At 70.2% G+C, this 25,319-nt stretch carries 18 protein-coding genes; 4 read left to right on the forward strand and 14 right to left on the reverse strand.

Translation table 11 applies throughout. The features are described from left to right. Positions 1-83: 83 nt before the first annotated feature. Positions 84-767, forward strand: coding sequence for a TetR/AcrR family transcriptional regulator (locus GA0074692_RS12690; protein WP_091643889.1), 684 nt, complete (start codon positions 84-86; stop codon positions 765-767). Positions 768-785: 18 nt separating this feature from the next. On the opposite strand, the gene GA0074692_RS36000 is transcribed toward GA0074692_RS12690, so the two are convergent. From GA0074692_RS36000 to GA0074692_RS12700, 3 genes are all read right to left on the reverse strand, one after another. Further along, entirely contained in the window at positions 786-1,592 is an 807-nt protein-coding gene (locus GA0074692_RS36000) for a hypothetical protein (protein ID WP_245730286.1), read from the reverse strand. Continuing rightward, positions 1,571-3,055 (reverse strand): hypothetical protein, encoded by a 1,485-nt coding sequence (locus GA0074692_RS36005; protein ID WP_245730287.1) that lies wholly within the window; start codon positions 3,053-3,055, stop codon positions 1,571-1,573. The genes GA0074692_RS36000 and GA0074692_RS36005 overlap by 22 nt, the downstream gene beginning before the upstream one ends. Positions 3,056-3,209: 154 nt before the next feature. Next, the gene (locus tag GA0074692_RS12700; RefSeq protein ID WP_141725259.1) at positions 3,210-3,665 is read right to left on the reverse strand and encodes a hypothetical protein; all 456 of its coding nucleotides are present in this window, start codon (positions 3,663-3,665) and stop codon (positions 3,210-3,212) included. A gap of 529 nt (positions 3,666-4,194) precedes the next feature. Between GA0074692_RS12700 and GA0074692_RS12705 the strand changes: the two genes are divergently transcribed. Further along, positions 4,195-5,553 carry a glycoside hydrolase family protein gene (locus tag GA0074692_RS12705; RefSeq protein ID WP_091643898.1) on the forward strand — a complete coding sequence of 453 codons (1,359 nt, stop codon included), beginning with the start codon at positions 4,195-4,197 and terminating at the stop codon, positions 5,551-5,553. A 175-nt stretch (positions 5,554-5,728) separates the two neighbouring features. On the opposite strand, the gene GA0074692_RS12710 is transcribed toward GA0074692_RS12705, so the two are convergent. The 3 genes from GA0074692_RS12710 to GA0074692_RS12720 all read right to left on the reverse strand — a co-directional run bounded on the left by GA0074692_RS12710 (position 5,729) and on the right by GA0074692_RS12720 (position 8,705). Then, entirely contained in the window at positions 5,729-6,634 is a 906-nt protein-coding gene (locus tag GA0074692_RS12710) for a nickel/cobalt transporter (RefSeq protein ID WP_091643903.1), read from the reverse strand. Beyond that, the gene (locus GA0074692_RS12715; RefSeq protein ID WP_091643907.1) at positions 6,631-7,293 is read right to left on the reverse strand and encodes a hypothetical protein; all 663 of its coding nucleotides are present in this window, start codon (positions 7,291-7,293) and stop codon (positions 6,631-6,633) included. The genes GA0074692_RS12710 and GA0074692_RS12715 overlap by 4 nt, the downstream gene beginning before the upstream one ends. Before the next feature lie 92 nt (positions 7,294-7,385). Next, positions 7,386-8,705: a purple acid phosphatase family protein gene (locus GA0074692_RS12720; RefSeq protein ID WP_245730288.1), complete on the reverse strand. Its 1,320-nt coding sequence runs from the start codon at positions 8,703-8,705 to the stop codon at positions 7,386-7,388. A gap of 368 nt (positions 8,706-9,073) precedes the next feature. Here GA0074692_RS12720 and GA0074692_RS12725 point away from each other — a divergent pair, with 368 nt between their 5' ends. Next, on the forward strand, positions 9,074-9,532 hold the full coding sequence (locus GA0074692_RS12725; RefSeq protein ID WP_141725260.1) for a hypothetical protein: 459 nt from the start codon (positions 9,074-9,076) through the stop codon (positions 9,530-9,532). 265 nt (positions 9,533-9,797) lie between these two features. Here the strand turns inward: GA0074692_RS12725 and GA0074692_RS12730 are convergent, their stop codons facing one another. Then, positions 9,798-13,154, reverse strand: a complete 3,357-nt coding sequence (locus tag GA0074692_RS12730; RefSeq protein WP_141725261.1) for a LamG-like jellyroll fold domain-containing protein — start codon at positions 13,152-13,154, stop codon at positions 9,798-9,800. 505 nt (positions 13,155-13,659) lie between these two features. Between GA0074692_RS12730 and GA0074692_RS12735 the strand changes: the two genes are divergently transcribed. After that, positions 13,660-17,124 (forward strand): NACHT and WD40 repeat domain-containing protein, encoded by a 3,465-nt coding sequence (locus GA0074692_RS12735; RefSeq protein WP_091643918.1) that lies wholly within the window; start codon positions 13,660-13,662, stop codon positions 17,122-17,124. Positions 17,125-17,127: 3 nt separating this feature from the next. Here GA0074692_RS12735 and GA0074692_RS12740 read toward each other — a convergent pair whose 3' ends face one another. The 7 genes from GA0074692_RS12740 to GA0074692_RS12770 all read right to left on the reverse strand — a co-directional run bounded on the left by GA0074692_RS12740 (position 17,128) and on the right by GA0074692_RS12770 (position 25,231). Beyond that, positions 17,128-17,967 carry a carbohydrate ABC transporter permease gene (locus GA0074692_RS12740; protein ID WP_218106644.1) on the reverse strand — a complete coding sequence of 280 codons (840 nt, stop codon included), beginning with the start codon at positions 17,965-17,967 and terminating at the stop codon, positions 17,128-17,130. A gap of 2 nt (positions 17,968-17,969) precedes the next feature. Beyond that, entirely contained in the window at positions 17,970-18,920 is a 951-nt protein-coding gene (locus GA0074692_RS12745; protein WP_091643924.1) for a carbohydrate ABC transporter permease, read from the reverse strand. Positions 18,921-19,031: 111 nt separating this feature from the next. Continuing rightward, positions 19,032-20,264 carry an ABC transporter substrate-binding protein gene (locus tag GA0074692_RS12750; protein ID WP_091643927.1) on the reverse strand — a complete coding sequence of 411 codons (1,233 nt, stop codon included), beginning with the start codon at positions 20,262-20,264 and terminating at the stop codon, positions 19,032-19,034. A gap of 3 nt (positions 20,265-20,267) precedes the next feature. Then, positions 20,268-21,719, reverse strand: a complete 1,452-nt coding sequence (locus GA0074692_RS12755) for an FGGY-family carbohydrate kinase (protein WP_176738431.1) — start codon at positions 21,717-21,719, stop codon at positions 20,268-20,270. After that, positions 21,716-22,621, reverse strand: coding sequence for a 2-deoxy-5-keto-D-gluconate 6-phosphate aldolase domain-containing protein (locus tag GA0074692_RS12760; RefSeq protein WP_091643933.1), 906 nt, complete (start codon positions 22,619-22,621; stop codon positions 21,716-21,718). Before GA0074692_RS12760 ends, GA0074692_RS12755 begins: the two co-directional genes overlap by 4 nt. Positions 22,622-22,637: 16 nt before the next feature. Then, a complete protein-coding gene (locus GA0074692_RS12765; RefSeq protein WP_091643936.1) occupies positions 22,638-24,104 on the reverse strand; it encodes an aldehyde dehydrogenase family protein in 1,467 nt (488 codons plus the stop codon). Further along, positions 24,101-25,231 (reverse strand): mandelate racemase/muconate lactonizing enzyme family protein, encoded by a 1,131-nt coding sequence (locus GA0074692_RS12770; RefSeq protein WP_091643939.1) that lies wholly within the window; start codon positions 25,229-25,231, stop codon positions 24,101-24,103. The genes GA0074692_RS12765 and GA0074692_RS12770 overlap by 4 nt, the downstream gene beginning before the upstream one ends. Positions 25,232-25,319: the final 88 nt, after the last annotated feature.

The following is a 25,319-nucleotide window of genomic DNA, read 5'->3' on the forward strand; positions in this document are numbered from 1 at the left end:
GGCACGTCCATCGGGCGCGGGTTCGTCGGGCGCGGGTTCGTCGGGCGCGGGTTCGTCGGGCGCGGCGGGAAGGAGCAGGAGGGGTGGCTCGTAAGCGTCCGGTCGCTGCCGCCGACGCCGCCCGGCTGTTGACCGAGATCATCGCGGCCAGCCCGCCGGCTCACGACGCGGCGGATCCGCTGCCGCCGCGCGCGACGGCGGGCGGCACCCTGCGCCGCCTCCAGGCGGAGGCGTTACGCCAGTTCGCGGCCCGGGGCTACCACGCCGTCTCGGTGCGCGACCTGGCGGCGGGCGTGGGCATCCACCCGAGTTCGATCTACGCCCATGTGCCATCGAAGGCCGGTCTGCTGGCCGACCTGCTGCGCCTCGGGCACGTCGAGCACCGCGACCGGCTACGGCAGGCCCTCCTCGACTGCGGGTCCGATCCCGGCGAGCAGGTGACCGCGCTCACCCGGGCCCACGTGCGCATGCACGCCGAGTACCCGCTGCTGGCCCGGGTCGCCAACCGCGAACTCGGCACCCTGGAGGGCGCGGCCCTCGACGAGATCACCGCCGTCCGCCTGGACTCCGAGCGGCTGTTCCTGGACGTCGTCAACCGGGGTCGGCAGCTCGGCGCGTTCGGCGCCGAGGTCGACCCGCTGATCGCCGTCGCCGCCATCGGCGCCATGGGCATCCGGGTCGCCGAATGGTGGAACCCGACCCTGGGCATCACCGTCGACGACCTCGCCGACCAGTACGCCACCCTCGCCCGCAACATGCTGCGCTGATCCGGCGGCCCGGGTACGTCACTGATCGCGGTCCGGTGGGTGGGCGTCCGGATCGAGCCGTGCGGCCAACTCGCGAACAGCCGCCGCGTACGCCTCCTCGGTGTGGTACGGCCAGTGCTGCTGGATCGGTGGAGGAACGGTGTCGTCCGGTTCCACGGTCAGGGCACGGGGATCGCGCAACCGCCGGTCGACCGTACCCGCAGGTCCGGCCACGCGTGGTGACTCGTTCGGGCGATGGGCGGAGAAGATCGGCCCGCCGATCGGGTCGGTGTCCCGCCACAGGTTCACCCACCGCCAGCCGATCCGGTCGCCGACCTCGTACAGCGTCCCGTCGCCGAGGAAGGCCGGACAGAGCCGCGCGTAGACGCGGTGCAGCGGGCTGCCGTGGGTGAGCAGCGCCACCCGGGGCAGTACCGCAGCCGGCAGCTGAAGGAGAGCGGCGGCGGTGAGGACCGATCCGTGGCTGTGCCCGGAGAGGACGACTCCGCCCTGGGCGGTCATCGCGGTGATCCGCTTGGCGAGTTCCGGCACCGCCCGCTCGGCGTAGCAGGGCGGCGCGAACGGATGCACCGTACGCGGCCAGAAGGTGCCCAGGTCCCAGATCACCGCGATCGTGTGACGGGTCTCCTCGGAACGGGAGGACAACAACCCGAGCACGACGATCCCCAGCGCCACCAGCCCGATGACGTACATCCCGACGTCGGTCGCGAGCGCCAGTCGGGTGGCCGCCTCGCCGTCGGTGTCGGCCAGTCTCCGACTCAGTTCCGCCGGACCGATCCCGACCAGATCCAACGCGACCGTCGTCACGCCCAGCAGCGACAGCACCAGGAACGTGGTGAAGACCGGTCCGAACTGCTCGGCGACCCGCGGCCCGGGCGACCGCCTCCCGCACGGTGACGCGCCGGGGCACGGCGTCCGGCGGCGGGTCGGGAAAGTCCCGCGCGACGATCTTGTCGGCCAGGCGGCGGCGCCGCCGTCGGGTCGTCCGGCTCCGCCAGAGCGTGGCCGCGGAGACGATCAGGACAGCGACCAGTCCGGCGAGCGCTGCCCAGCGATAGGAAACGGGGGGCTCCAGCGGCGGTGCGCCGGCGGGGTTGGGCCGCGCCGGGTTCGGGATCGACCCCCCGGTCGAGCAGGTCGGCGACGCGGTAGACGAGGGCTGCGGCGAACCCGTACGAGGCGGCGACCGCTGCGGCGGCGAACACCGGGGTGGCCAGTCCGCCCAGCCAGGACGTGGCCGCCGTCCGGCTCCTGCGGCGCTGGTGGAGCGTGGTGACGACGAGGACGACGAGCAGGCCGGCCTGGACCCCGATCAACGCTGCCACCGCGCCCTCGTACCCGGGCAGTTGCCCGCGCGGTGGATCCGGCGGGGACGGCAGCGCGGTGGAACCGAGGGCCAGCAGGGTGAGCCCGATCGCGACCCGTCGCAGCGTCCGCACGCCGCGCATGTCGACCAGGCCCCGACCGGGCCCCTTCCTGGCGTGTCGGGCGGGCACGCAGAGCAGGACCACACAGGCTGCCAGCTGGAACCAGACGGCGACGAAGAGCACGTACGCGACCGGCGTGGGGTGGATGTCGATCTGCGCGCCGAGCAGGATCGCGGCGAGCACGCCCAGGCCGACCGCCACGTGGATGGCGCGCAACCACTGCACGACGAGCGCGTCGTTCCAGAAGCCGGGGCGGTCGATCCGGTCCTCCCCGCCTCCGGCGTTACCCTGTCCGCCCGTCCCCGAGAACGCCTCGAAGGCCCGGGCGGACCGCTCCCCGAGCCACCACAGCAGGCGCAGCGCGCCGATCGGCAGCAGCGCGAGCAGGGCCAGGCGCGGGCTGAGGGGCAGCTTTCCCAGCCAGGACAGGTAGCCGCGGCCGTGAGTGCAGGAACGGTAGGGAACGCACTGCCACCCGACGATGTCGACGGTCGCCCCCACCACGGAGAGCACGTACGCGGCGGTCAGGGTGGCAGCGAGCAGCCGGCACAGCGGGCCGATGATCCCACCCGCCCCGCCGGTCGCCGGCCGGGTCCACACGGCGAGGTTGACCAGCATGAACGGCAGCAGGAACAGCAGGGACACGGTTCGTACGGCGGCCCCGGCCGTCAGCGAACCCCAGCGGTACGCCTCGGTCCGGACCCCGCCAGACGAGCCGTCCGGTCCGAACCCGGGACGGGGCCGGTAGAAGCCGGCGTTGTCGTCGCCGGCCACCCGGATCACGACCGGGTGATCCAGCAGTGTCTCGGCAGTGGCCCCGGAGACACCGTGCACCCGGAGTTCCACCACCTCGTGCGCCAATGTCCCGCCTCCCGGCAGCCGCCGATCCGGATTTACGGTAATGCGCTGACCTGCTGTTGCATGACCGCTTCGGCCAACTACGCAGGTTTGGTGATCACCGGCGGGAGACTGCTGCGTCCCTGCCGCGCGCGCCGACGACGCCGATCCGCAGCGGTTACCCGGCGTTCTCGAAAGGGTCACGCCCGATCAGGTCCAGGCATACCGCAGCCACGTCGACGCTCCCGTCCCTCGTCACGTCCTCCATGACGTGCTCGAACAGGGGACCCAACGCCGCCAACTCCGTCAACGTCAACACCGCCACCTGGGCCCGGCCGTCGTCGGCGGTGAACTCCAGCCCGGCGAGCTGCGCGGTGGGCACAAGTCCCACCTTGAACGGCCCGACCTCCCAGGAAGGCCCGACCGCCGGCGGGTCCACTTTCGGAGGTGGCACGTCCGACCGGGTGGGTTCCCGACCGGTGATCCTCCGGATCACGTCGCCCACGGGGACCGGCTCCCCGGGGTGGGCGGCTTCGTACTCCCGCAAGGCACGAACGACCCGGCCTGCCTCGTCCGCGCCGAGCCGGAACGACCAGCCCTGTCGTCCTCCGGCTGTCGGCTTGTCGTCAGTCATGTCGGACCACCCGGTCGACACTATCTCCGATCTGACCGCATGTGCCCGTATCCGCGCTGTTAGCCCGAAGGTCTACCGGTCTGATGTCAGCCCTCCACGCCGACGTACGCCGGACGGACCCACTTCCGACCATCGCCGTCACTTTTAGTGACGTGCCGGGATGCAGGGGCACGCGGGAACACCCCACTGCGGCGACCGTCCATCACCGCCGTCGCCGAGGCGGCTCGCGGCGCTCCCGCACTGGGTGACGCTTCAGCCGCAACCCCTTGACAGGGCGCCCACCACCCCAGCAAGATTCGAGAAACATAGCCATTAATACGTATTAGCAAGCCGTTCCGAGTCGTCCGCAGGCAATCCACGCCCTGCGGGTACATCACGGAGTGTCACGCTGAGCTCAGCCAGTCATCGGCATCGCGGCAGCCGTGGGCCGACGACGAATCATGTCCGCGTTTCCCTCATCGACGCCCGTCCCCGTACCGCCCGTCCCGGTACCGCCCAGCGTCCGATCCCGACCGTGAAAGGAAGACGCATGTCGAGAACGTCCCTCGTACCGCGCCGCCGCGCCGCTGCCGCAGCGGCCAGCGCCGGGCTGCTGGTCACCGCCCTCACCGCCGCCCCGCCGGCCGCCGCCGATCCCGCCTTCGACTTCCCGCAGTTCAGCTACGTCGGCACCGCCTTCGACAAGAGCACCCTCGACTACAACCCGACCAACGAGTTCATCTTCCCGAGCATCATCCGGGCCGCCGACTACTTCCCGAACCCCCTCGGCGCCTACTACCTGTACTACGCCCCCCACGAGCGCCCCGGCGGAATCGCCCTGGCCTACGCCGACTCGATCAACGGCCCCTGGACCGAGTACACCGCCAACCCCCTGATCAGCAACACCTGGCTACCGCACTACTCGACGGTCAGCCACGTCTCCTCGCCGCACGCGATCTGGGTCGAGGGCGAGCAGAAGCTCTTCCTCTACTACCACGGCGAGAACTCCATCACCCGGTACGCCACCTCCGACGACGGCATCCACTTCAGCTACGGCGGCACCGCGGTCAGCCGGGACGCCACCACCGGTGGTGAGACCTCCTACGCCCGGGTCTTCGAACAGTCGGTACCCCGACTGGGTACGCGGTACCTGATGCTGTTCATGGACAACCCCACGGCGGCACCGCCCGGGCCGACCGGACCCGTGTCGCGCCGGATCCGCTGGGCGGTGTCCCACGACGCGAGGACGTGGACGATCCAACCGGATCCGATCGTGACACCCCGGGGCGTCCAGGGCCCCAACGCCTCGGGCCCGTTCTTCCTGCGTTGGGACAACCGCAACCTGGTGATCTTCCACGCGGCCGACGGCAATATGCACGCCGTCGACGTCGGTGACGACTTCGACCAGGAGACCCATCTCGGCCTGGTGCACGACTCGATGACCGGTGCGCCGGACCTGGGCCGCTCGGCCGCACCCACCTTCTACTTCGACGGCCAGACCGTGCACATGTACTACGAGGCGGGCGGGCGACTCACCGCGACCATCGGCCACGCGGTGGCCAACCTGGCCGAACCTCCGCCCACCCGTACGGTGGACTGCGTGGTGGATCAGCCGGTGCTCTGGCCCCCGAACCACCGCATGGTCGATGTCACCGTGGCGGCGGATCTGCCCGACGGCGTGCTCGGCCCGAACGCTCTCACCCTGACCGGGGTCACCGGTGGTGCAGCCGAAGACGTCGAGGGCTTCGTCGACGGAACGCCGGACTTCAGCGGGCGACTCCGCGCAAGTCGCCCCGGCAACGGCGGCGACCGGGTCTACCACCTGACCTACGCCGGCCACGACGAGATCGGCCGTCCGCTCGGCTGCACCGTCACCGTCACCGTTCCCCACGACCAGAGCGCCGGCTGACCCGGCGGTCGCACCACAGGGCCCGGTCCTGGAACCCCCGTCCACGGAGGACCAGGACCGGGCCCGCCTCTACCGCGACTCGGTGGTCAGACGTTCCGGGGCCGCCGGGTTCCGCCGACCTCGCCCACCACGTGACGCATCGGGCACGTGTCGCCCGGGTGAGCAGCAGCGCCGGTCAGGCGTTCAGGGCGGACAGCGCGGTAAGCAGGTAGAGGCAGCCACCGATCATCACCGCGATGCCGGCGAGGAGGGGGATCCACGTCGCGAGCATCGAGGCCAGCGGCCAGCGCCGGGTCCTGGTCGCCACCAGCGCGAACCCGCGGATGGTCACCACACCGACGCCGGTCAGGGTGAGCGCCATGCCGACCCCGAACGCGATGACCAGGACGACCGCGTCGAGCGCACGACCGGTGAGCAGCCCGCTCACCAGCACGATGAAGGCCGACGGCGATGGCAGGAGCCCGCCTGACAACGCGAGGGCGATCAGTCCCCGCCGTGACCACGGGTCGGTCAACTCCTCGTGGTGGTGGTGATGATGCCCGTGCTCCTCGTGGTAGTGCCCGTGCGAAGGGGACTCGCGGTGCACGTCGGAACCGTCGGCGGCACGCTCGACCGAGTGGGCGTGGGCGTGTGCGGGTACCGGCGCGTGCGAATGGGCGTGGGCGTTCGAGTGCGCGTGAGAGTGGGCATGGCCATGGGAGTGGGAATGGCCTCGTCCCCGGAGCTGACGGTAGGTCAGGTTGGCGCCGACGCCCAGCACCACCAGGCCGGCGACCGCCTGCATCCAACCGGTGATCGTCTCCGTGCCGAGGCTGGCCACCCCGCTCAGGCCGACCCACGACAGCGCCAGCACGAGCACCGAGAAGGTGTGCATCACCGCCACGATGATCCCGAGGCGGAGCGCGTCCCGATAACGGCCACGGGTGCCCACCAGGTACGCCGCCGTCACGCTCTTGCCGTGCCCGGGCGCGACCGCGTGCGCCGCGCCGACACCGAGGGCGACGACCAGCGCCACCCAGAAGGCCGCGCGGTTGTCGAAGAGCGCGACCAGCTTGCTGTCGAAACCGTTCAGGCCGTTCACGAACGCCTCCTCGCGCGCCGGATCCGCACCGCCGCCAGCAGCCCGATGCCGGCCAGCGCGGCGACACCGGTGCCGACGGCCACCGTCGTCACGGCCGTCGGTCCGCCCGTCGGGGAGAAGCCGAGGCGCTGCGTCTTCTCGGTCGCGGTGAAGAGGGTCTGCGCCGGCGTCGCCGGCGTCTCGGCGGTGAGCATCGTCCGGTACGCCTCGTTGAGATCGGTCAGCGCGTCGAGGGTCACGTCCACCTCGGCGACCGGTCCGGGGCAGTCGAAGGTGACCTCTACACCCCGGTTCAGCAGGTTCTCCAGCGCCGTCACCTCGCTCGCGCAGGGTTTCCCGTCCTGCGCGACCACGATCCGGTCGACCAGGTAGTCACGTACCGCGGTGGAGCGCTGCAACTTCTGCTCGCCGGTCAGCTCGGTCGACACGGTGCCGGTGGCGGGGTTCTCGAAGGCACCGAGCGACTGGCCGAGCGCCACCCAGTCGTCCTCGGCCGCCCGCCAGGTGATGACGACCTCGGAGCCGTCCGCGCTGATCTGCGCTGTCGACGGGGGTCCGAAGGGATGGGCGGCCGCCGGGGCAGCCGGTCCGGCCGCCACAGCCAGCGCCGCCACCGCCACGCCGATTGGCACGGCGAGGGTACGGGTAGGGGTGCTCACACGGTTCTCCTGTTCGCCGCCAGGTGGTGCGGGCCGGCGGCTGCCGGCCCGCACCTGGCGGGTTCGCGATGACGCGGTCGCCTCGACGGGCCCTACGGCTTCAGCTCGACGACGGTCTTCTTGCCCTGGTCGTTCTTGCGGATGACGAAGCCGTCGTGGTGCTCGCCGTTGGCGTAGCGGGCCTCGAACCGGATCTGGTTCGCCTCGACGTCGATCATCTGGTAGAGCTGCACGTCCTGGGCGGAGCTGCGCACCTCAGCACCGTTGCCGGTCCAGTTCACCCCACCGTTGAGCTCGTACATCTTGCCGCCGGAGACGGACACGACGTAGGTGACGCCCTTGTGGACCTGGGCCGAGAGGCTGTTCTCGACCTTGTTGCCCCGGCCGTACGAGTGGTCGTGGCCCTGCAGGACCAGGTCCACGCCATACTTCTCGAACAGCGGTCCCCACTGGTTACGGACGTTGGGGTTGTTCCGGGTCCCGGTGGTCGAGTAGACCGGGTGGTGGAAGGTCACCACGGTCCACTTGTTCGGGTTGTCCTTGAGCAGGCCCTCCAGCCACGCGGTCTGCGCGGCCATCAGCTCGGCGTTGCTCTGCTTGTTGGTGTCCAGGGCGATGAAGCGCACGCCCTGGTAGTCGACGGAGTAGGCGGTCTGCTTCAGGTCCACGTTGCCCGGGCCGTTGTCCGGGTAGACGAACTGCGGCCGCCAGAAGGTGGACAGCTGGCCCCCGCTGTACTCGTGGTTACCGGGGACCGAGATGTTGTTGACCTGGGCGTTGATGAAGCCGTCTGCCCGGTGCCACTGGCCCCACTGCTCCTCGCTGTTGGCGGAGTCGATGAGGTCACCGGCGTTGACGATCATCTTGGCCTGCGGCTGGTCGGCGAAGGCCTGCCGGAACACCCGCGGCACCGCGCTGTCGATGTAGTTCTGCGCGTCGCCGTAGTAGATGAACGAGAACGGCTCGAGGTCGCCGGCGGCGGTGGTGAAGTCGGTCCACTCGCTCCAGTTCGTGCCGTCACCGACCCGGTAGGTGTAGCGGGTGTTCGGCTTCAGCCCGGTGAACTCCGCCGTGTGGAACGTCGAGGCGTAGCCCAGGGAGGTGTTGACCGAGCTGGTGTTGGCGGCGTGGACGGTGGTGACCGCACCCTCCGCCGGAGCGACCTCGCCCAGGGCGCGCGGCGCCTCCAGGATCTGCGCCTGAGCCCAGGTGGGCTCGGCCTCGGCCCGCCAGGTCACCCGCTGGGTGGTCGACGGTGTGGTGGTGGGGATGAGCATGATGCGATCGGGCATCGGGGTCGGCTTGTTGATTTCCGCGGCCGAGAACTTCGTCGGCGCGGAGTCACCAAGCGCGGGGCCGACCGCGACGCCGCCGACGAGCAGCGCGGTCGCGCCGATCGCCGCCAGAGCCACGCGCCGGTGACCGCTGAACCAAGGCCTCTTGACCTCACTCACGGTTAGGGCCCTCCAGAATCGTTTGGGGAGGTGAGCCCAGCTATCCACGCGTCGATGATCGACGAGTTGCCGGCAGCGGCATGGCCAGCGGGTGAACCAGGGACGAAGTAATGCGAGCTGTGAGTCAGATCATCAAGCGGTTGAGCAGGGACAACGCGGTCAGGCCAGGCATCACCATGACGCCATTCGGTGGACACCTGGAGTTGGCCTCGGCGCCAGCCCGCTGCGCCTACCATCGGCCGGTCCCCAACGGTTCACAGAATCAGGTACCGATGAACGTCGTCCGGCAGCGTCACAGGCGGTGGTCGTACCGTCAGAAGGCGGCGGTGGCCGCGAGCGTCGTCGCGCTCGGGATGCTGTTCGCCGAGCCGGCCTCACCCGTGGTAGTCAAGGGCGACACGTTCATCACCCCGGCGACGACCGGCATCCTCGACATCGAGGTCACCGAGTGCTTCGACGACCCGGCCTACTCCCGCGCGGCCAACGAGGAGGTCGTCCGGTACCGGCCGTGCGTCGAGCAGGCCGACAACCAGGCGTACGGCATCGTCCACGTCCCCGACGGCCTGTTCGACCGGGACTCGCTCGCCGCCTACGCGTGGGAGAGCTGCGGGCGGGGTTTCGTCCACAACTGGACCAGCAAGGACAAGTCGGGGCTGGACTACTACCCGATCATCCCGACGGCGGAGAGCTGGGCGGACGGCGACCGCGACGTCATGTGTGTCGTCTACAACCCGGAAGGCAGGCTCACCGGCTCGGCGCTGCCCCGGCACAACCCCTTCGGCTGACGTACGGCGGGGTGGAGAGTCAGAGCAGCCGCAGCAACCACGCGCCCGACGGGGTGCAGTAGGCCGAGCTGAAGCCGGTCAGGACCCGTCACGATGGACTGTCCGGCACGAGGGGGCCTGGAGAAAGGAACGGCAAATCGCTGTGACCGGGTGGCTACGGCAGTACCAGGTGAGATCGGGCAGACCGCAGGGTCCATGATCGTTTTGTGATCATGGACCCTGCGCCTCTACCGGGACACGCCGGAGATCAGCTGACCAGCAGATCTCACCGTCTCACGACCGTCACGCCCTTGACGTAGTGGGCCTTCACCTTGTCCGGGGTGAGCGCACGATCGTAGACAGCGACCTCCGACATCCATCCACCGAAGGGGTTCCCCGCGTCGTCCCCTCGTGCCCCGATCTTCAGCGAGCCAGCCCCGTCGGTCGGCACCCGGCTCATCGGCACGGAAGCGCGCTCGATGCCGTCGAGATAAATCTTGAGCGTCGAGCCGTCGAAGACGGACACCAGGTGGTGCCAGCCCCACTGCAGCACGGGGGCACCGGCCGGACCGGTGGTGGACAGGGTGTCCGAGAGGTTCATCGCCGCCGGCCGGTTCCTCGCGCCCAGGCGCAGGAGGTACCCGTTACGCGCGGGCGAGTCGTACTTCTCCAGTACGCCCTGGTCGCCGCCCTCCCGGACGTAGACCCATGCCTCCAGGGCATAGGGGCCGGTCAGGCTCAGGCTTGCCGAGTCGGGCACCTCGATGTAGCCGCCCTCAAGGCTCATCGACCGGCTGTTCTCATCGGCCAGCGGTCCCGGCTGGCCCTGGACCACGGTTCCCCGGACGACCCCGTCATTGCCGTGCCCGGACCTGTCGAGCGCTGTCGCCCCACTGTCATCGAGCCGCCAGTAACCGACGGCGCCGTCGGCTCGCACCAGGTCCGCGTAGGTCCCGGAAGCCGGCCGGGCCACCGTCACGGTCGTGGTGAACGCCCTCGGCTCCCCGCCATCCGGGCGGGCGGTCATGACGATCCGGTAGTCACCCGGCGCCGCATCATCCGGGACCGAGACGCCGGTGAGGACTTTCTGCCATGCGAGCCCGTTCTTGGCATTGCGGGCGAACGGGATCTGCCCGGACCGTGACGTCCATCCGTTCGGAAGGTCCACCGAGATCCGGCCCTTGACGACACCGGTCCCGGACGTCTCGACGAGCATTCCGAGGTCGGCCGTCGCCCCTGGCGCCACCATGGGCGCCAGGTCTGCCGCGATGACCTGTGCCCTGGACACCGGAGCCACCGGAACCGGCGTCACGGTCGCGCGAACGGTGGTCGTCCCCGTGCCCGGGATGGTCACGGTGTCGTCCTGGACGGCCACCGCCCTGCCGTTGGCCGTCACGCCGTCCAGCCGGTAGCCCGCGGGCACTCGGAGGTGTAGCTTGACCCGCCGGAGTTCGGGCCGTCCCGCCGCAGCGGGTGGCGGCGTGACCGTGGCTTGGATCGTGCCCCGGGCAACGGTCGAGGTGATGGAGTAGGTCAGCGGGCCGAACAGGGTCGGCAGTTCGGTGACCCCGACCGTCTGGCCGTCGGACAGCCACGGCTTGGGCGTCGCCGGCGCGAGGTCGAGCTCGGTCGGCACACCTGCGGCGTCGAGGGTCTCGTTGACGAGCATCCCCCGCAGCGCCTTGAGGTACGTGGCGTTGTTCGGTGACAGGGGTGCCCGGAACTGGGAGCGGTAGTACTCCATCGGGCACGGCGCGACGGTTTCGCCCTCGCCGCCGATGAAGGTGTTGCGGGTGAAGCCCTGGGCGAGCATGCCGTAGAACGTCAGCCCGATCCGATCGGCGTCACCGATCTGGTCGAGGTACTTGAGGTAGGACCAGCCGTACTGCTGGTCGACGCCGCTCGAGCGGTAACCGTCCGCTGCGGGCCACGGGCCAGCAGGGCGGGTCTGGCACGCCTCGACCGGCTCACCGGAGAGGTTGAACCGGGTGAGCCCGAGGAACAGGCCGCCGTGGTTGTTGAGGAAGGCCGTCAGGCCCTTCCCGAGCGGGCTGTTGTGGTCGATCAGGCCGCTGCCCAGCGCATACGGCATGATGAGGTTCCAGTAACTGCCATGCTGCGAGTCCGTGATCATCCCGGCCGGGTCGAAGTCGTTGGGATCGAGCAGCGCGATGGGCACGAAGATCGAGCCGTCGGGCAGCTGTGTCTTGCTCCGGTTGATCGCGTCGAGGGTCGCGGTGCGCAGCCCGTCGGCCTGCGCGGTGAAGGCGGCTGCGTCGTCGGGGCGGCCGATGAGGCGTAGCACGACGCCCATGTCACGCAGGCCGCGCCAGACGTCGGCCTGGTGGTGGATGCCATGGGCCTTGGTGCTGTTGTCGGAGTAGAGGCTTGTCTTGGCGAGCAGCCCGTTGGGGTCGTTGGTCCGCTGCTTCGCGATGTCGGCGAGCCATGCCTTGAAGTCGGCGAGGTGAGTCGCGATGAGCGCGGAGTCGCCGGTCTGGAGGACGTACCGTGCGGCCGCCTGGAGCTTGATGCCCCGCTCCCAGGTTGTGAACCCGTCGAGGTACTGCCCCCGGACGAGGAACTCGTCCATCGTCTGCCGGGTGCGCGACGCGTAGCCGAAGTCGCCGAGCGATCCCACCGTGGCCACCACCTCGGGGATCCACGCGAACCTCTGGTCGTCGGGCAACTCGTAGCCGTTGCCGATCGTGAGGTTGTAGCCCATGACGAGGTTCGTCAGCAGCATGGACCGCATGGCGTCGGCGGCGTACTTCTCCGGAATCTGCACCCCGCTACCGGTGTCGAGCTGGCCCTTCCAGTAGGCGATCATCTGCGCCCGTTTGGTGTCGTATCCACTCTTGTCCATGACGACCGTCCCGAGCGCCTGGGGCTGGTTCATCAGGAGCAGGTGGACCTCCGCCGGGCCCTCGCTGAGGTCGAGGGTGTAGGTCAGGTCCGGTGCGTTCCACGCCGCCTGGCCGCTGTGGGCGAGGGCGAGCTTGTCGCCCACCTTGAGGTTGTTTCCGGAAGCCACGGCCCCGGCGACGTACATGCCGTTCAGGTTGACGCGGAGTTTCGCCGACGTCTGGCCGGAGTTCCCGGGCCGGACGGTGAAGCGGACCATGCTCATGAGCCGGGCGGAGTCGGAGAACCGCGTGACGAAGGACTCCCGCTCGTAGATCCGTCCCTGGCGGTCGGTGTAGCGGTTCTGCAGCACGGGCTGGTAGCCATCGGCGAGCGTCGGCTCGTCGAGCCTGGTCTCGGCCGACCCGTAGAGTTCGGCGCCGTCGCCGACGTAGAACTTGACCCACTGCCGGGTCCGCCCGTCGGCGAAGTCCGAGTTGATCTGGCTACCGTCGCTGAAGTGGAAGCTGAAGTCCCGCTGCGCGCTGAAGTTCTTGAGGTCCGGCATCGGGTACGTCAGCGGCAGGTTGTTCCACCGGGTGTCGTGCCAGAAGTCGTCGCCATGGCTGGCCGGCACGAGAAGGTCCCGCATGTTTGCCATCGTCGGGCCACCGGGCAGGGCCATGAGCTGCTCGCCCCACGTGTCGGTCCCCTGCCGCAGGGCCGCCTGGACGCGCTGGACGTATCCGTCCGGGAACGCCGGCTGGTCCGGTCGACCGCCGACCGGCCCGTCCGGCATGGCGTCTCCACCTGACGGCCCGGACGCAGCCAGGGGTGAAGCCGGCGCCGCTGCCGTAACCGGCGCTTGGACGCCTCCCCCGGCCGCGAGACACGCCACCAGGAGTGCAGCCACGCGTGTCCATCGGTTCGAACGTCGTCTAGTAGCCATCAGCCCTTCTCCTCATCAAGTCGGTGACCGCGACGCGGACGGGCGGGCATGTGCTCGGTCAGCAGAGGCCACCGGCGCGTTCGGGCAGGTGCGGCGTAGGCTAATACTGGTATAGACCAACCGTCAAGGATGCGCAGGCAGGGTGCGGCCGGCTTTGAGCTGGCCGTCACGCCCTACGGGAGCGGCCGCGAACCCCGGGTCCCCGGCACCCCAACCGTTCCGTCAGACGTCACCTCGGCTGCCCAGCCCCGGTTCGTTCGCCCGTTCGCGTGATGGCCGCACCGACAGCCGTTGCGTACAGTGGCGATGCTGCTACGGGCGGCTGCCCGCAGCTCCACGTGAGGTGGGGATACGCATGACGGGCCGTCCCTTTCGTCAGCGGATCGTCCTGGCGCTGGTCGTCGCGGCGGGCGCCGGCCTCGCGGTCTGGTTGGCGCTGGCGGACGAGGCGTACCGTGCCCAGGTCACCGGTGTCATCGGGCTCCTGGCCGGCATCGGAAGCTTTCTCGCCGACGTGCTGCCGCTCTGGCTACGACCTCCGGGGCCGGTCCGTGATCCAGCCGCGCTCGTCGACGACCTCGCCGAGATCCTCACCGCCGAGTGGACCACCGAGGCCAAGGCACGGATGCTGCGCGATCCGGGTGTCCTGCCCCTCGACTGGACCCTCTCCGATCCGGAGCTGAGCGACCTGGCCGCACCGACATCCGCACGCGTGCTGCGGACGAGGGGCCAGCGGATGGCGGGACGTTTCGACGACGCGGCGCGGGCGTTGGCCGAGCAGTATCGGGCCCAGTACAGCGGTCGACTCGTCATCCTCGGCGAGCCGGGCGCCGGGAAGACGGTCCTGGCGATGATGCTCACGCTGGGACTCCTGTGGCGGCGGACGCCCGGTTCACCCACCCCCGTGCTGCTGTCGGCGTCCTCGTGGGACCCGGTCCGGCAGCCGCTCGACGCCTGGATCGTACGGACGCTGGCGTCGCTGTACTACAGCGGCCAAGAGAGCATCCCGCGCCTGCTGCTGGAACGCGAACTGCTCCTGCCGATCCTCGACGGCCTCGACGAGATACCGGAGATGTCGCGTCGCAGCGCCGTACGCGCGATCAACGCGGCAGTCGGCAACGACCGACCGGTCGTCGTCACCTGCCGGCACACCGAGTACCAGGACGTCATCCGGGGTGGCTCCCGCAAGCTGCGCAGCGCACCCGTGGTCACCGTCGCGCCGCTACCCCACGAGGAGATCGTGTCCTATCTGAACAGCATCGAGTGGCCGCCGGCCACCTCGTGGCGCAGCGTCGTCGAGCACTTGCGCACGCACCCGGACGGAGATCTGGCGGCGGCGCTGTCCACGCCGTTGATGGTCTCCGTCGCCCGCACCGTCTACTACCAGGGCGCCGGTGATCCCGGCGAGTTGCTGTCCCTGCGGACCCGGCACGACGTCGAGGACCATCTGATCGACCGGCTGATCGACGCGGCGTACGCCCCCGCCTGGAACGTCCCGGTGACGCCGGAGGAGCGGGCCGAGGCGGCGATGCGGGCGGCGAAGGCCCGGCGCTGGCTGACCCTGCTCGCGCGGCACCTGCACGACCACCGCGAGCGTGACCTCGCCTGGTGGCGGATCAGCCAGCGCATGCTCTCGCCGTGGACGGCGCCCGGCGTGGCACTCGGCGGCGGCCTGCTGCTGACGGTCGTGACCTCCGTCCTGCTCGCACCGCTGCTGGGCGCGGAGGACGTCCGCCCCACCGACGTGCTGGGCGTCAGCCTCATGGCCGGCGGCACGTTCGTGGTCTTCGCGATCCTCGTCTGGAACGCGGTCGCCGGACGGACGCCCAGCCGCCTCTCGTTCGCGATCCGCGGCTCGGTGGGCCGACTCCGGCGGGGATTCTGGTCGGGTACGGCGCTCGTCGCCATCATCGCGGTGCCGGTGCTCGCCGGGTTCGCCGTGTCGTTGACGGCCGTGTCCAGCGAGGGCTGGTCCTTCAACTACCTGCGCAACTACCTCACCGGTGCGGTGGGCGCGCTGGTCGCCGCCATCGTGGTGGGGCTCGCGCTGGCCGCGCACAACTGGCTGGAAGCGCCACCGTCGCGGGCGGGACAGGCCAGCCCGGAGACGTTCCTCCGGGAGGATCGCCGTTCGGCGCTGGTCGGCTCGGCGACCGGTGGACTCGTGGTCGCGGTCCTCCTGCTGCCCGCGGCGTACCTGGTCACGGTGCTCGGCCGGCTGCTGAGCGACGCGCTCACCGGCTGGCCCGGCGCGCCGGGCGAACCCGATGTCGGCTACCTGATCGGGCGGCCCGGCTACGAGGTCCACGACATCGTCGATGCGAGCCCGCCACCGATGGCGTTGCTGCTGCTGGTTCCCGCTGCGGTCGTCATGTCGCTGCTCCTGCTGACCCGGGCGTGGGCACGGTTCGTCATCGCCCGGCTGGTGCTCGCCGCCCGGGGTCGGCTTCCGCTGCGCCTCATGGGCTTCCTCGCCGACGCCCGATCCCGGCAACTGCTGCGCCAGTCCGGCGCGGGATACCAGTTCCGTCACGTCCGGCTACAGGATCGTCTGGCCAGCGAGCCGATCCCGCCACGGGCCGTGGGGCGGACGGTACGCCGTCGGGTCCTGCTCGCCGGTGGCGTGGGCACGCTGGCGCTGGCCGCGCTGCTGCTGTGGTCGGCGCTGCCCAGGGACGCCGCCCGGCGCACCCTCCTCGCCGACGAGGAGGACATCATCGAGGGCGTCGTGTTCAGCCCGAACGGCGCGATGGTCAGCGCCTACGGCCACGACACGGTGTGGGTGTGGGAACCCGCGACCGGCGACCGGATCACCCGGCTGGTCGGCCACGACAGCAGCATCACCGGTCTGACGTTCGCGCCGGGCAGCCGGCTGCTCGCCACCACCAGCGCCGACCAGACGGTACGGGTCTGGGATGCCGGGTCGGGTCGACCGGTCCACGTCTTCCGGGGGCACACCAGCGACTCCCGCCGGCCGACGTTCTCACCCGATGGCACCCTCCTGACCTCCACGGCGGCCGGTGACGACTTCGCCCGGCTGTGGGATCTCACGACCGGGCGGCTGGTCGTCGTGCTGGACGGGCACGCGGGCGGCGTGCAGTGGGCGGACTTCTCCCCCGACGGCCGGTTCCTGGCCACGGCGAGCAGCAGTGACCAGCGGGTACGCATCCGTGACCCGAAGAGCGGCGACACGCGTTTCTTCCTGGCCGGCCACCGCGCCGGGGTGGGGAACCTCGCTTTCTCTGCCAACGGCGACCTCGTCGCCACGTCCAGCGGAAACGTCGCGTACCTGTGGCGGGCAGCGGACGGCCAGTTGCTCGCCGCGCTCGTCGGGCACGCCGCAGCGGTCCAGGCCCTCGCCTTCAGCCCGGACGGGCGGATTCTCGTCACCGGCAGCTACGACAAGACCGCCCGTTACTGGGACACCTCGACGGGCGACGCCCTGGCGACGCTGACCGGGCACACCGGCACGGTGGACGCCGTCCTGGTCAGCCCGGACGGCCGGGCCGCGCTCACCATCGGTGGCTACGACGAACTGCCACGACTCTGGGACCTGCCGTCGGGACGACTGATCGGGGTCCTCGACTTCGGCAAGGCGGTCAACGAGTCGGCGGTGTTCAGCCCCGACGGCAGCCTGGTCGCCCTGTACGCCAGTGAGAACCACGTGCAGATCTGGTCGGCGAGCACCGCGCGCCGGATGGCCACCCTCACCGGCCACACCGACCAGGTCAGCAGCGTCGTCTTCAGCCCGGACGGGGGGACCATCGCCACCGACAGTTGGGATGGCACCGTCCGGCTGTGGGACGTTCCCGGCCGCTGACCCTCAGCCCTTGACGCTGCCGGCGGCCATACCCGACACGATGTAGCGCTGCAGGAGCAGGTAGAGGCCCACGGCGGGCAGCGTGTAGATCATGCCGACGGACATGACGGTCTGGACCGGTGTGCTGATCTCCCCGATGAATCCGGCGAGCCCCACGGACATCGGCTGGAGTCCGGGGTCGGTAAGGAAGCTCACCGCGAAGATGTATTCGTTCCACCCGTGGAAGAACGCGATGACGGATCCGGCCGCCATGGTGGGCGCCACGATGGGGACGATCACCCGCCAGAGGATGCTGAGTGGTGAACAGCCGTCGATCTTGGCCGCGTTGTCGAGGTCGCGGGGCACGGTGTCGATGGCGTTCTTGAGGATCCAGGTCACCACCGGCAGCACGAAGGCAGTGTTGCCGAGGACGAGCCCACCGAGGCTGTCCAGCAGGTTGAGCGTCTTGAACACCGACAACAGTGGTACGACGAGCACCGCCTCGGGGAGCATCTGGGTCACCAGGAGCGCGATGCCGACGAGCACCTTGCCGCGGAAGCTGAACCGGGACATCGCGTAGGCGATCGGCACGGCCAGGATCATCGTCAGAAGCGTCGTCCCACCGGCGATCATGGCGCTGTTGGTGAGCCAGCCGACGATGGTCGTATCGCTGAACACGTCGGCGAACGTGCTCAGCCCGGACAGGTCGGGCAACAGGGGCGGGCGGTCGCCGAACAGCTCGTCGTCGGTACGGGTGGCGGTGACGAGCATCCAGTAGAACGGGAACACGGCGAGACCGACGAGGGCGAGCACGACCGTGACAGCTCCGGTCAGGCCCATTCGGTGCTTGATTCCATGACGCATGGCTAGGCCGACTTCTCTGCTCGGTTGCTGACAACGAAGAAGATGACGGTGATCGCCAACGAGATGACGACGCCGACGAACCCGACGGCGGCTGCGTGCCCGAGCTCACGCTCGACGAAGCCCCGTCGATAGAGGTCGATGACCAGGGTGTTGGTGCTGCCCGCCGGTCCGCCCTGGGTCATCAGCCAGATCAGCTCGAAGCGGCGGATCGACCAGATGGTCATGAGCAGGGCCAGGATCGAGATCGTGGGCTGGATGACCGGCCAGGTGACGGCCCGGAAGCGTTGTGTCCAGCTCGCGCCGTCGAGCAGCGCCGCCTCGTGGAGTTCCTCGGGGACGGCCTGGAGCGCGGCCAGGATGATCACGGCGGTGAACGGGAACAACTGCCAGATCGTGATGAAGAGGATCGTGCCCAGGGCCCGGGACGTGCTGTCCAGCCACTGCCCGTCGGCAGGTGCGAGGCCGACGACGCCGAGGGCGTCGTTCGCCACGCCGTACTGGGGGTTGAAGATCCACGCCATGACCAGCGCGACGGCGACGGCCGGCGCCGCCCACGGGATGATCAGCAGCGACCGCGCGACGCCACGGCCCCGGAACTTGCGGTTCATCAAGAGCGCCGCGCCGAGTCCGAGCAGCATCGTCCCGGCGACACAGGCGATGACGTACACGATCGTCACGCGAACGGCGTTGAGGAACCCGGGGTCGGCGAAGACCTCGCGGTAGTTCTCCAGGCCGATCAGTTCGATGCTCGTGGGGTTGAGCAGGCTCGTGTCGGAGAAGCTCAGCACGACCTGATGGAGGAACGGGATGCCCTGGAACGCCACGAGGTAGATGACGGCCGGTGCCGCGAGGAGGTAGGGCAGCAGACGCTCGCCCGCCCGTCGTCGCGGTGCCGGTTTCGGCCCGCCGACACGCTGGCGGCCGCGCGTCGATGTCGCGTCGAGTACGGACATGTGTGGCTCGTTTCGTCGGGGGACGGGCGTACGCCCGGGGGCTTGGGGGGACCGGCGGGACGGGGCGGGAGTGGGGGCGGCACGACGCCGGTCCCCCACTCCCGTGGGCAACTACTTGCCGGCGAGCTGTTTGGCCTTGTCCTGCGCTCCGTCGAGGGCCTGCTGGATGTCTCCGCCGGACTGCAGCGCGTTGAGCACCGCCTGCACCACTGCGGAGCGGATCCGTGGCGTCTCGACCTCGAGCCCGGTCGGGATGAACGAACGGGCGTGCTCGCTCTGCGCGTCGAACACCTCGACGAACGGCGACTTGGTGAGTTCCTCCGTGGTCCGCTCCACGGGGGTGGCGACCAGGCTTCCGCCGAGGAAGCCCTGGACGGTCGTCTGCGCCTCCTTACCGAGGAACCAGCGGACGAACGCTTCGGCCGCCTCGGCGTTGCGGGTGTTGGCGTTGATGCCGATGGCGGCCATCACCTGGCCGATGTTCTGCGTCGGGAACGGTGCGGGCGCGGCGGCGATCGGGATGTCCGGGTTGGTGCCCCGGAGCACGGTGGGAATCCCGCCGTTGTCGATCATCATCGCGACCTTGCCGGTGGCGAACATCCGGCGGTAGTCGGCGGCGGTCGAGCCCTTCGGAATGACGCCGGCCTGGTAGACGTCGGCGAACGCCTTGACCCCGGCGACCGTCTGCGGGCTGTTGATCGTGGGGTTGCCGGCGTCGTCGCTCCACGCGCCGCCCGCGCCGTAGACGAAGTTGCTCAGGTCGTACCAGACACCGGCCTCCTCGGCCTGGGTGGTCCGGAACGCGAATCCGTACCGGCCGGCCGTGGTCTGCTCCCGGGCGACCTGCTTGAACTCCTCGAACGTCGTCGGTGGCTTCTTGACGAGGTCGGGGTTGTAGATGAGCGCGTAGTTGGAGACGTCGAGCGGGACACCCCACTGGTGGTCGTCCATCTTGAGCGACTCGGAGGCCGCGGTGAGGTCGACGCCCTTCACGACGTCGTCCAGCGGACGGATCAGTTTCGCGTCGGCGGCCTCGTAGATGTTCATCTGGTCGAACGCGATCACGTCGGGGCCCTTGCCCTGACCGAGCTGCGTGAAGATGGTCGTGCCGAAGGACGCGAACGGGATGGAGACCGGTTCGATGACGTAGTCGTCCTGGCTGGCGTTGAACTTCTCCAGCAGGGCCGTCAACTGCGGGCCGCGCGTCGGCTCACCGAGCATCGACGCGGCGAAGGTGATGGTCTTCGGGCCGTCGCTGTCGCTACCGGCGGAACCGCCGCAGCCAGCGAGGAGAGCGAGTGCGGTGACGGCGCATATGCCGACGCCGAGTCGGTGGTGTCGCATGCCTTACCTCTGATCTTCTCTACCGCCAGGCACGCTGGCGAGGTGATCGGCAGGGTCGACGGGCGCAAGGTGGGGGTGGTCGGGGGCGTTGTCGACTGCCGAGTCGGACGACGATCCGGTGATCCGGATCGGGGGGATGGCACCGGCGGCCATCCGGGCGAAGTGCGCGGCACCGAGGCTGGTGGCCTCGGAAATGTCCGGCAGTTCGTAGTCGCCGAGATAACGGCGCTTGATCTCGCGGACCGCGCGGCTGGTCAACCCGCCGCCGGTCATGATGCGTCGGCGGGCCGGGACGCCCGCCACGACGTCGAGCTGGTGGACCAGGTAGGCGGCGCGTTCCTGCACCGCCTCGATGACGGCTCGCCACACCTCGGCCCGGTCCGGTTCGTAGTCGATGTTGGTGAGCTGGGCCTGGTCGAGCCAGACGTTCGAGACCCGGGGTCCGTCGACCCGGGGGAACACTGCGAGCGCCGCCTCGTCCAGCGCCGGCAGCTCGTCCCGCTGGATTCCCATGAGCTTCAGGAACCGTCCCATGCCGATCCCGCTGCGCACGCTGGCCATGGCCTGCAACCGTCCGGGGAACACGTCCCGGCCGACGGAGAGCTCGCGGTTCACGGCATCCACCAGGTTGAGCGCGTTCCACGGGCGCTCGGGCAGGCGCCGGATGATCGCCTCCCCGGTGCCGCACGAGTCGACGAGGTCGGCGTCGTCGAGCGCGCCCAGCCCGACCGCGGCCACCAGGTGGTCGAGGCCGGCGATGGTGACGTGCGCGCCGTGGATCCGGGCCGGCCCGGTTGTCACCCGGCCGATCGACGTGCCGGCCCCCACCCGCTCGGGCAGCAGGGTCGGCGGTACGCCCGCCCAGGCGCTGGTCTCCGCCGACTGGTCCCCGGAGACGACGTCGAGGAGTCCGGTACGGCTGGCCAGCGACGCCTCGGCGGCGATCGTCCCGGTCAGCCGGAACGCCAGCCACTCCTGGATGCTGACCCACCGGACCCAGCGCGACAGCGGGGCGTACCGCTCGGCCAGCCAGGCGAACTTGAACAGCGACGGCTTGAGGTTCATGGGTAGGCCGCTGCTGCCGGTGAACGCCTCCCGGCCGAGCGAGACGGCGAGCCGGTCGAGCTGGTCGGCGCCGTGCAGGTCGTACCAGGGCAGGCCGGGCGCCAGGACGTCGCCCTGCGCGCCCAGCGGTACGCCGGTCTCGCCGAAGCCGGTGAGGCCGATGCCGACCACCCGGCGGGCCGGATGGTCGTCGAGCACCGTCTCGAGATGCTGGAACACCTCGTCGAGCAGCCGGTCGGGCGTGAGGATCGTGACGCCCGCCGTGCGCTCCCAGGGGGTGGCCCGGGAACTCAGCGCGACGGTGTTCCCGTCGGCGTCCACGATCTGGATCTTCGTGTACGTCGTGCCGACGTCGACGCCGAGATAGACCTCGTCGGCCGTTCTGGTCACGGGAGGTCCCCGGTCCTGCCCTCGAAGGCGTTCACGTACGACACGAACCGGCCGGCGATCTCCGCGCGGGCCTGCTCCGGGTCGAGCCGGCCGGCCATCAGCCCTTCCAGGCTCGGCGCCCACGTGCTGCGGCCGATCGCGAAGCCGGTGAAGCCGTCGGCCTGGCCGGCCGCGTGCAGCCAGCGCAGGATCTGCGCGTCGTCGGCGCCCCGGCCGAGAACGATGCACTCGACGTCGTCGCGGCCGTCCGCCCGCGCCTGCGCGGCGACCGCCTGGTAGTCGTCGACGGTGGTGAGGCCCTCGACCTTCCAGATGTCCGCCTCGATGCCGGCCTGCTGGTAGGCCCGGATGGTGTCCACCATGATCTGCGGGCGCAGCTCGGTGTCGAACCGCTCCCGGTCGTCGCCGACCTGCGCCAGCTGCTCGGCGGACGGGAGCACGAGCAGCTCCAGCATCAGCCGCTGGCGTCGCGGGGACACCCACTCCGAGAGCTGCCGGAGCCGGGACATCGAGACGGCCAGGAGGTCGGCCGGCAGCGTCTCGTCGGCGATGGCGAGCACCTTCACGTGGTCCGGGTCGAACGCCTCGATGTGTACGTCGAACTGGTCGCCGTACTCGAGTTCGAAGACCCGTTGCAGGCTGCGCTCGGCCGGCATGGCCAGCAGGAGGCCCGCTCCGGCGACCTCCCGGGCGACGTCGGCGCCGTACTCCTCGTCGACGAGGACGCCCAGAGTCGACCGTTGCAGCCCGCGTGCTTCGATCGCCAGCGGCAACGACTCCCAAATGACGCGCTTGAGCGCGGAGTAGTCGACCGGCCGCCCCTGGTAGGTGCCCCCGTGCTCGCCGAACATCTTCGTCAGCGAGGCGCGGTGGTCGAAGGCAAGCATGTACAACGTGCTCATCGGGTAGCTCCGATTCTCAAGGGGTGGCCGACACGGCGATGGTCTTGACGCGGGTGTAGAAGGCGAGCCCGTCCAGGCCGTGCTCCTTGAACGCGGAACCGGACTCCTTGAACCCGCCGAACGCCTGGTGCACGTCCCAGCCGCTGGGGGCGAGGTTGACGACGACCTGGCCGGTCTCCATGCCCCGGACGAACGCCTCGGCCGCGGCCAGGTTGTTCGTGAAGATGCCCGACGCCAGTCCGTACGTCGTGTCGTTGGCGATGCCGATCGCCTCGTCCAGGTCGTCGAACGGCATGACCGCGACGACCGGGCCGAACACCTCGTCGGTCCAGATCCGCATGTCGGTGGTGACGCCGGTGACGACGGTCGGCCGGACGAAGCAGCCCCGGGCCGCCGTGCCGTCGGCGAGTCGCTCGCCGCCGGCGGCGATGACCGCGCCCTGCTCACGGGCGGTGTCGATCATGGTGAGCACCTTGTCGAGCTGGCGCTGGTTCACCACCGGACCCATGGTCGTCGCCGCGTCGGCGGCCGGTCCGACGGCGACCGCGCCGGCTCGGGCGACGATCTGCTCCACGACCTCGTCGTAGCGGTCCCGGTGGACGAGGAGACGACTCACCGCGGTGCACCGCTGGCCGGTCTGGCCGAAGATCGACGGCAGCAGTACCTCGAGCGCCCGGGTGACGTCGGCGTCGGCCATGATCACCGCCGCGTTCTTGCCGCCCATCTCCGTCTGCAACCGGGTGCCGGTGCCCGCAATCGCCTGGCCGAGGTGCCGACCGGTCGCGGTGGAGCCGGTGAACGTGATCCCCGCGATCCGGGGGTCGCGGACCAGAGTGTCGCCGACCTCCGCGACGTCGCCGGTGACCGTGTTGAAGGTGCCCGCGGGCAGTCCGGCGTCCTGCATGACCTGGGCGAGGAGCAGCGCCACGGCGGGCGTGTCCGGGCTGGGCTTCAGGACCACGGTGTTGCCCTGGATCAGCGCGGGCGCGGCCTTGCGGACCGGCACCATCAGCGGGTCGTTCCACGGGGTGATGGCGAGGACGACCCCGATGGGCTCGTGTCGGGTCGTGGTCACCACGCCGGGGCGACGGTCCGGTACGACGTCGCCGTGCGGGAGACGACCGATGCCGGCGAAGAACTCCACCAGTTCGGCGCTGCGCTCGACCTCGATCGTCGCCTCGGCGGTGGTCTTGCCCATCTCGCGGCAGATCGTGTCCCGGAACTGGTCGGCCCGCTCCCGGATGAGCGCGGCGACGGCGAACAGGTGCTTGCCCCGCAGCACGCTCGGCGTGTCCCGCCAGGCCGGCAGCGCCGCGGCGGCGGCGTCGACGGCCGACCGGGCCTCGGCCGCGGACATCCGGGGCACGACCGCGACGACGTCGGCGGAGTCCGCCGGGTTCGTCGACACGTCCGTGCCGGCCGCGCCGTCGACGTACGCCCCGTTCACGAGGTTGCGCAGGGTCAGGGTGCTGGTCTCGCTCACTTCTCCACGACCTCCCACGGGCCGGTCAGGTAGCGCTCGAGGGCCTCCTCGGCGAAGCCGAACCCGAGCCCTGGCGTCTGGTGCAGCCGGATGACACCGCCGGACACCTCGAGCTCACGGTCGAGGAGCGCGTTGATGTTGTGGATGTCGTTGCCGACGAAGTACTCGACGAAGATCCCGGCCGGGAACGCGCCCACCATCGGCGCGTGCAGGTCGTGGAACCAGTGCGGGGCGAGCGAGGCGCCGTAGGCACTGGCCAGGTCGGCGATCTTCCGAAGCTCGCTGAGCCCACCGCAGACCGCCGCGTCGCACTGGAGGATCACCGCGGCTTCGGCGTCCAGCAGGCTCTTCGCCCGCCAGCGGCCGGCCTCGATCTCGCCGGTGGCGACGGTGATCGACGTCGCCTTCGCCAGCCGCGCGTGGTTCTCGATGTCGTCGGGGCCGAACGGCTCCTCGATGAAGTAGGGGTCGAACTCCTCCCAGCGACGCAGCGCGCGGAGGGCGCTCGGCAGGTCGCTCCACGCGTTGTTGGCGTCGAGCATCAGCACGCCGTCGGGGCCGATCGTCTCTCGGGCGGCGGCGATCCGGTCCCGGTCCTCCTCGACACCGACCCGCCCGACCTTGATCTTGAAGGCGGAGAAGCCGAGGTCCTGGTAGCCCTTGAGCTCCGCCGCGAGCCCGTCGACGCCCTTTCCTTCGAGGTAGTAGCCGCCGGAGGCGTACGCCGGGACCTCGTCGGAGTGGCCACCCAGGTACTTGTGCAGGGGCAGGCCGGCAGCGCGGGCGCTGCGGTCCCAGAGCGCGATGTCGAGGGCGGACAGGCCGCGGACGACCGAGCCCACCCGACCGTGGAGCAGCGCCTCCTGGTACATCGCCTGCCAGGCGCCCTCGATGAGGTCGGCGTCCCGGCCCAGCAGGACGGGAGCCAGCAGGTCGCGCACCGCCAGCGAGGCGATGTTGGCTCCGCTGTGTCCCGGGTAGCAGAAGCCGATTCCGGTCACGCCGTCGTCGGCGGTGATCCGGACGAGCGTGTACTCACGGTTGGTGATCGTCCGTCGCGCAATGCCCGTGACCCGTGGTAGGGGCACAACGGCGGTGGCGACCTCGATCCGGGTGATGACAGGCATGCAGGTTGGTCCTCGTCCGCTCCGCGAGCGCCTGGCGCGCTCGTCGATCGGGGCCAACGTAAGGGGGCCTTGGGCAGGGCGAATAGCA

Source organism: Micromonospora pallida (genome assembly GCF_900090325.1).
GTDB lineage: Bacteria > Actinomycetota > Actinomycetes > Mycobacteriales > Micromonosporaceae > Micromonospora > Micromonospora pallida.

Excerpts from the sequence above, each read along its gene's own strand:
- GA0074692_RS12730 (WP_141725261.1), bottom strand. The coding sequence starts at position 13,154 with ATGCCGGACGGGCCGGTCGGCGGTCGACCGGACCAGCCGGCGTTCCCG.
- GA0074692_RS12745 (WP_091643924.1), bottom strand. The coding sequence starts at position 18,920 with ATGTCCGTACTCGACGCGACATCGACGCGCGGCCGCCAGCGTGTCGGC.
- GA0074692_RS12735 (WP_091643918.1), top strand. The coding sequence starts at position 13,660 with ATGACGGGCCGTCCCTTTCGTCAGCGGATCGTCCTGGCGCTGGTCGTC.
- GA0074692_RS12740 (WP_218106644.1), bottom strand. The coding sequence starts at position 17,967 with ATGCGTCATGGAATCAAGCACCGAATGGGCCTGACCGGAGCTGTCACG.
- GA0074692_RS12750 (WP_091643927.1), bottom strand. The coding sequence starts at position 20,264 with ATGCGACACCACCGACTCGGCGTCGGCATATGCGCCGTCACCGCACTC.
- GA0074692_RS12705 (WP_091643898.1), top strand. The coding sequence starts at position 4,195 with ATGTCGAGAACGTCCCTCGTACCGCGCCGCCGCGCCGCTGCCGCAGCG.
- GA0074692_RS12760 (WP_091643933.1), bottom strand. The coding sequence starts at position 22,621 with ATGAGCACGTTGTACATGCTTGCCTTCGACCACCGCGCCTCGCTGACG.
- GA0074692_RS12770 (WP_091643939.1), bottom strand. The coding sequence starts at position 25,231 with ATGCCTGTCATCACCCGGATCGAGGTCGCCACCGCCGTTGTGCCCCTA.
- GA0074692_RS12700 (WP_141725259.1), bottom strand. The coding sequence starts at position 3,665 with ATGACTGACGACAAGCCGACAGCCGGAGGACGACAGGGCTGGTCGTTC.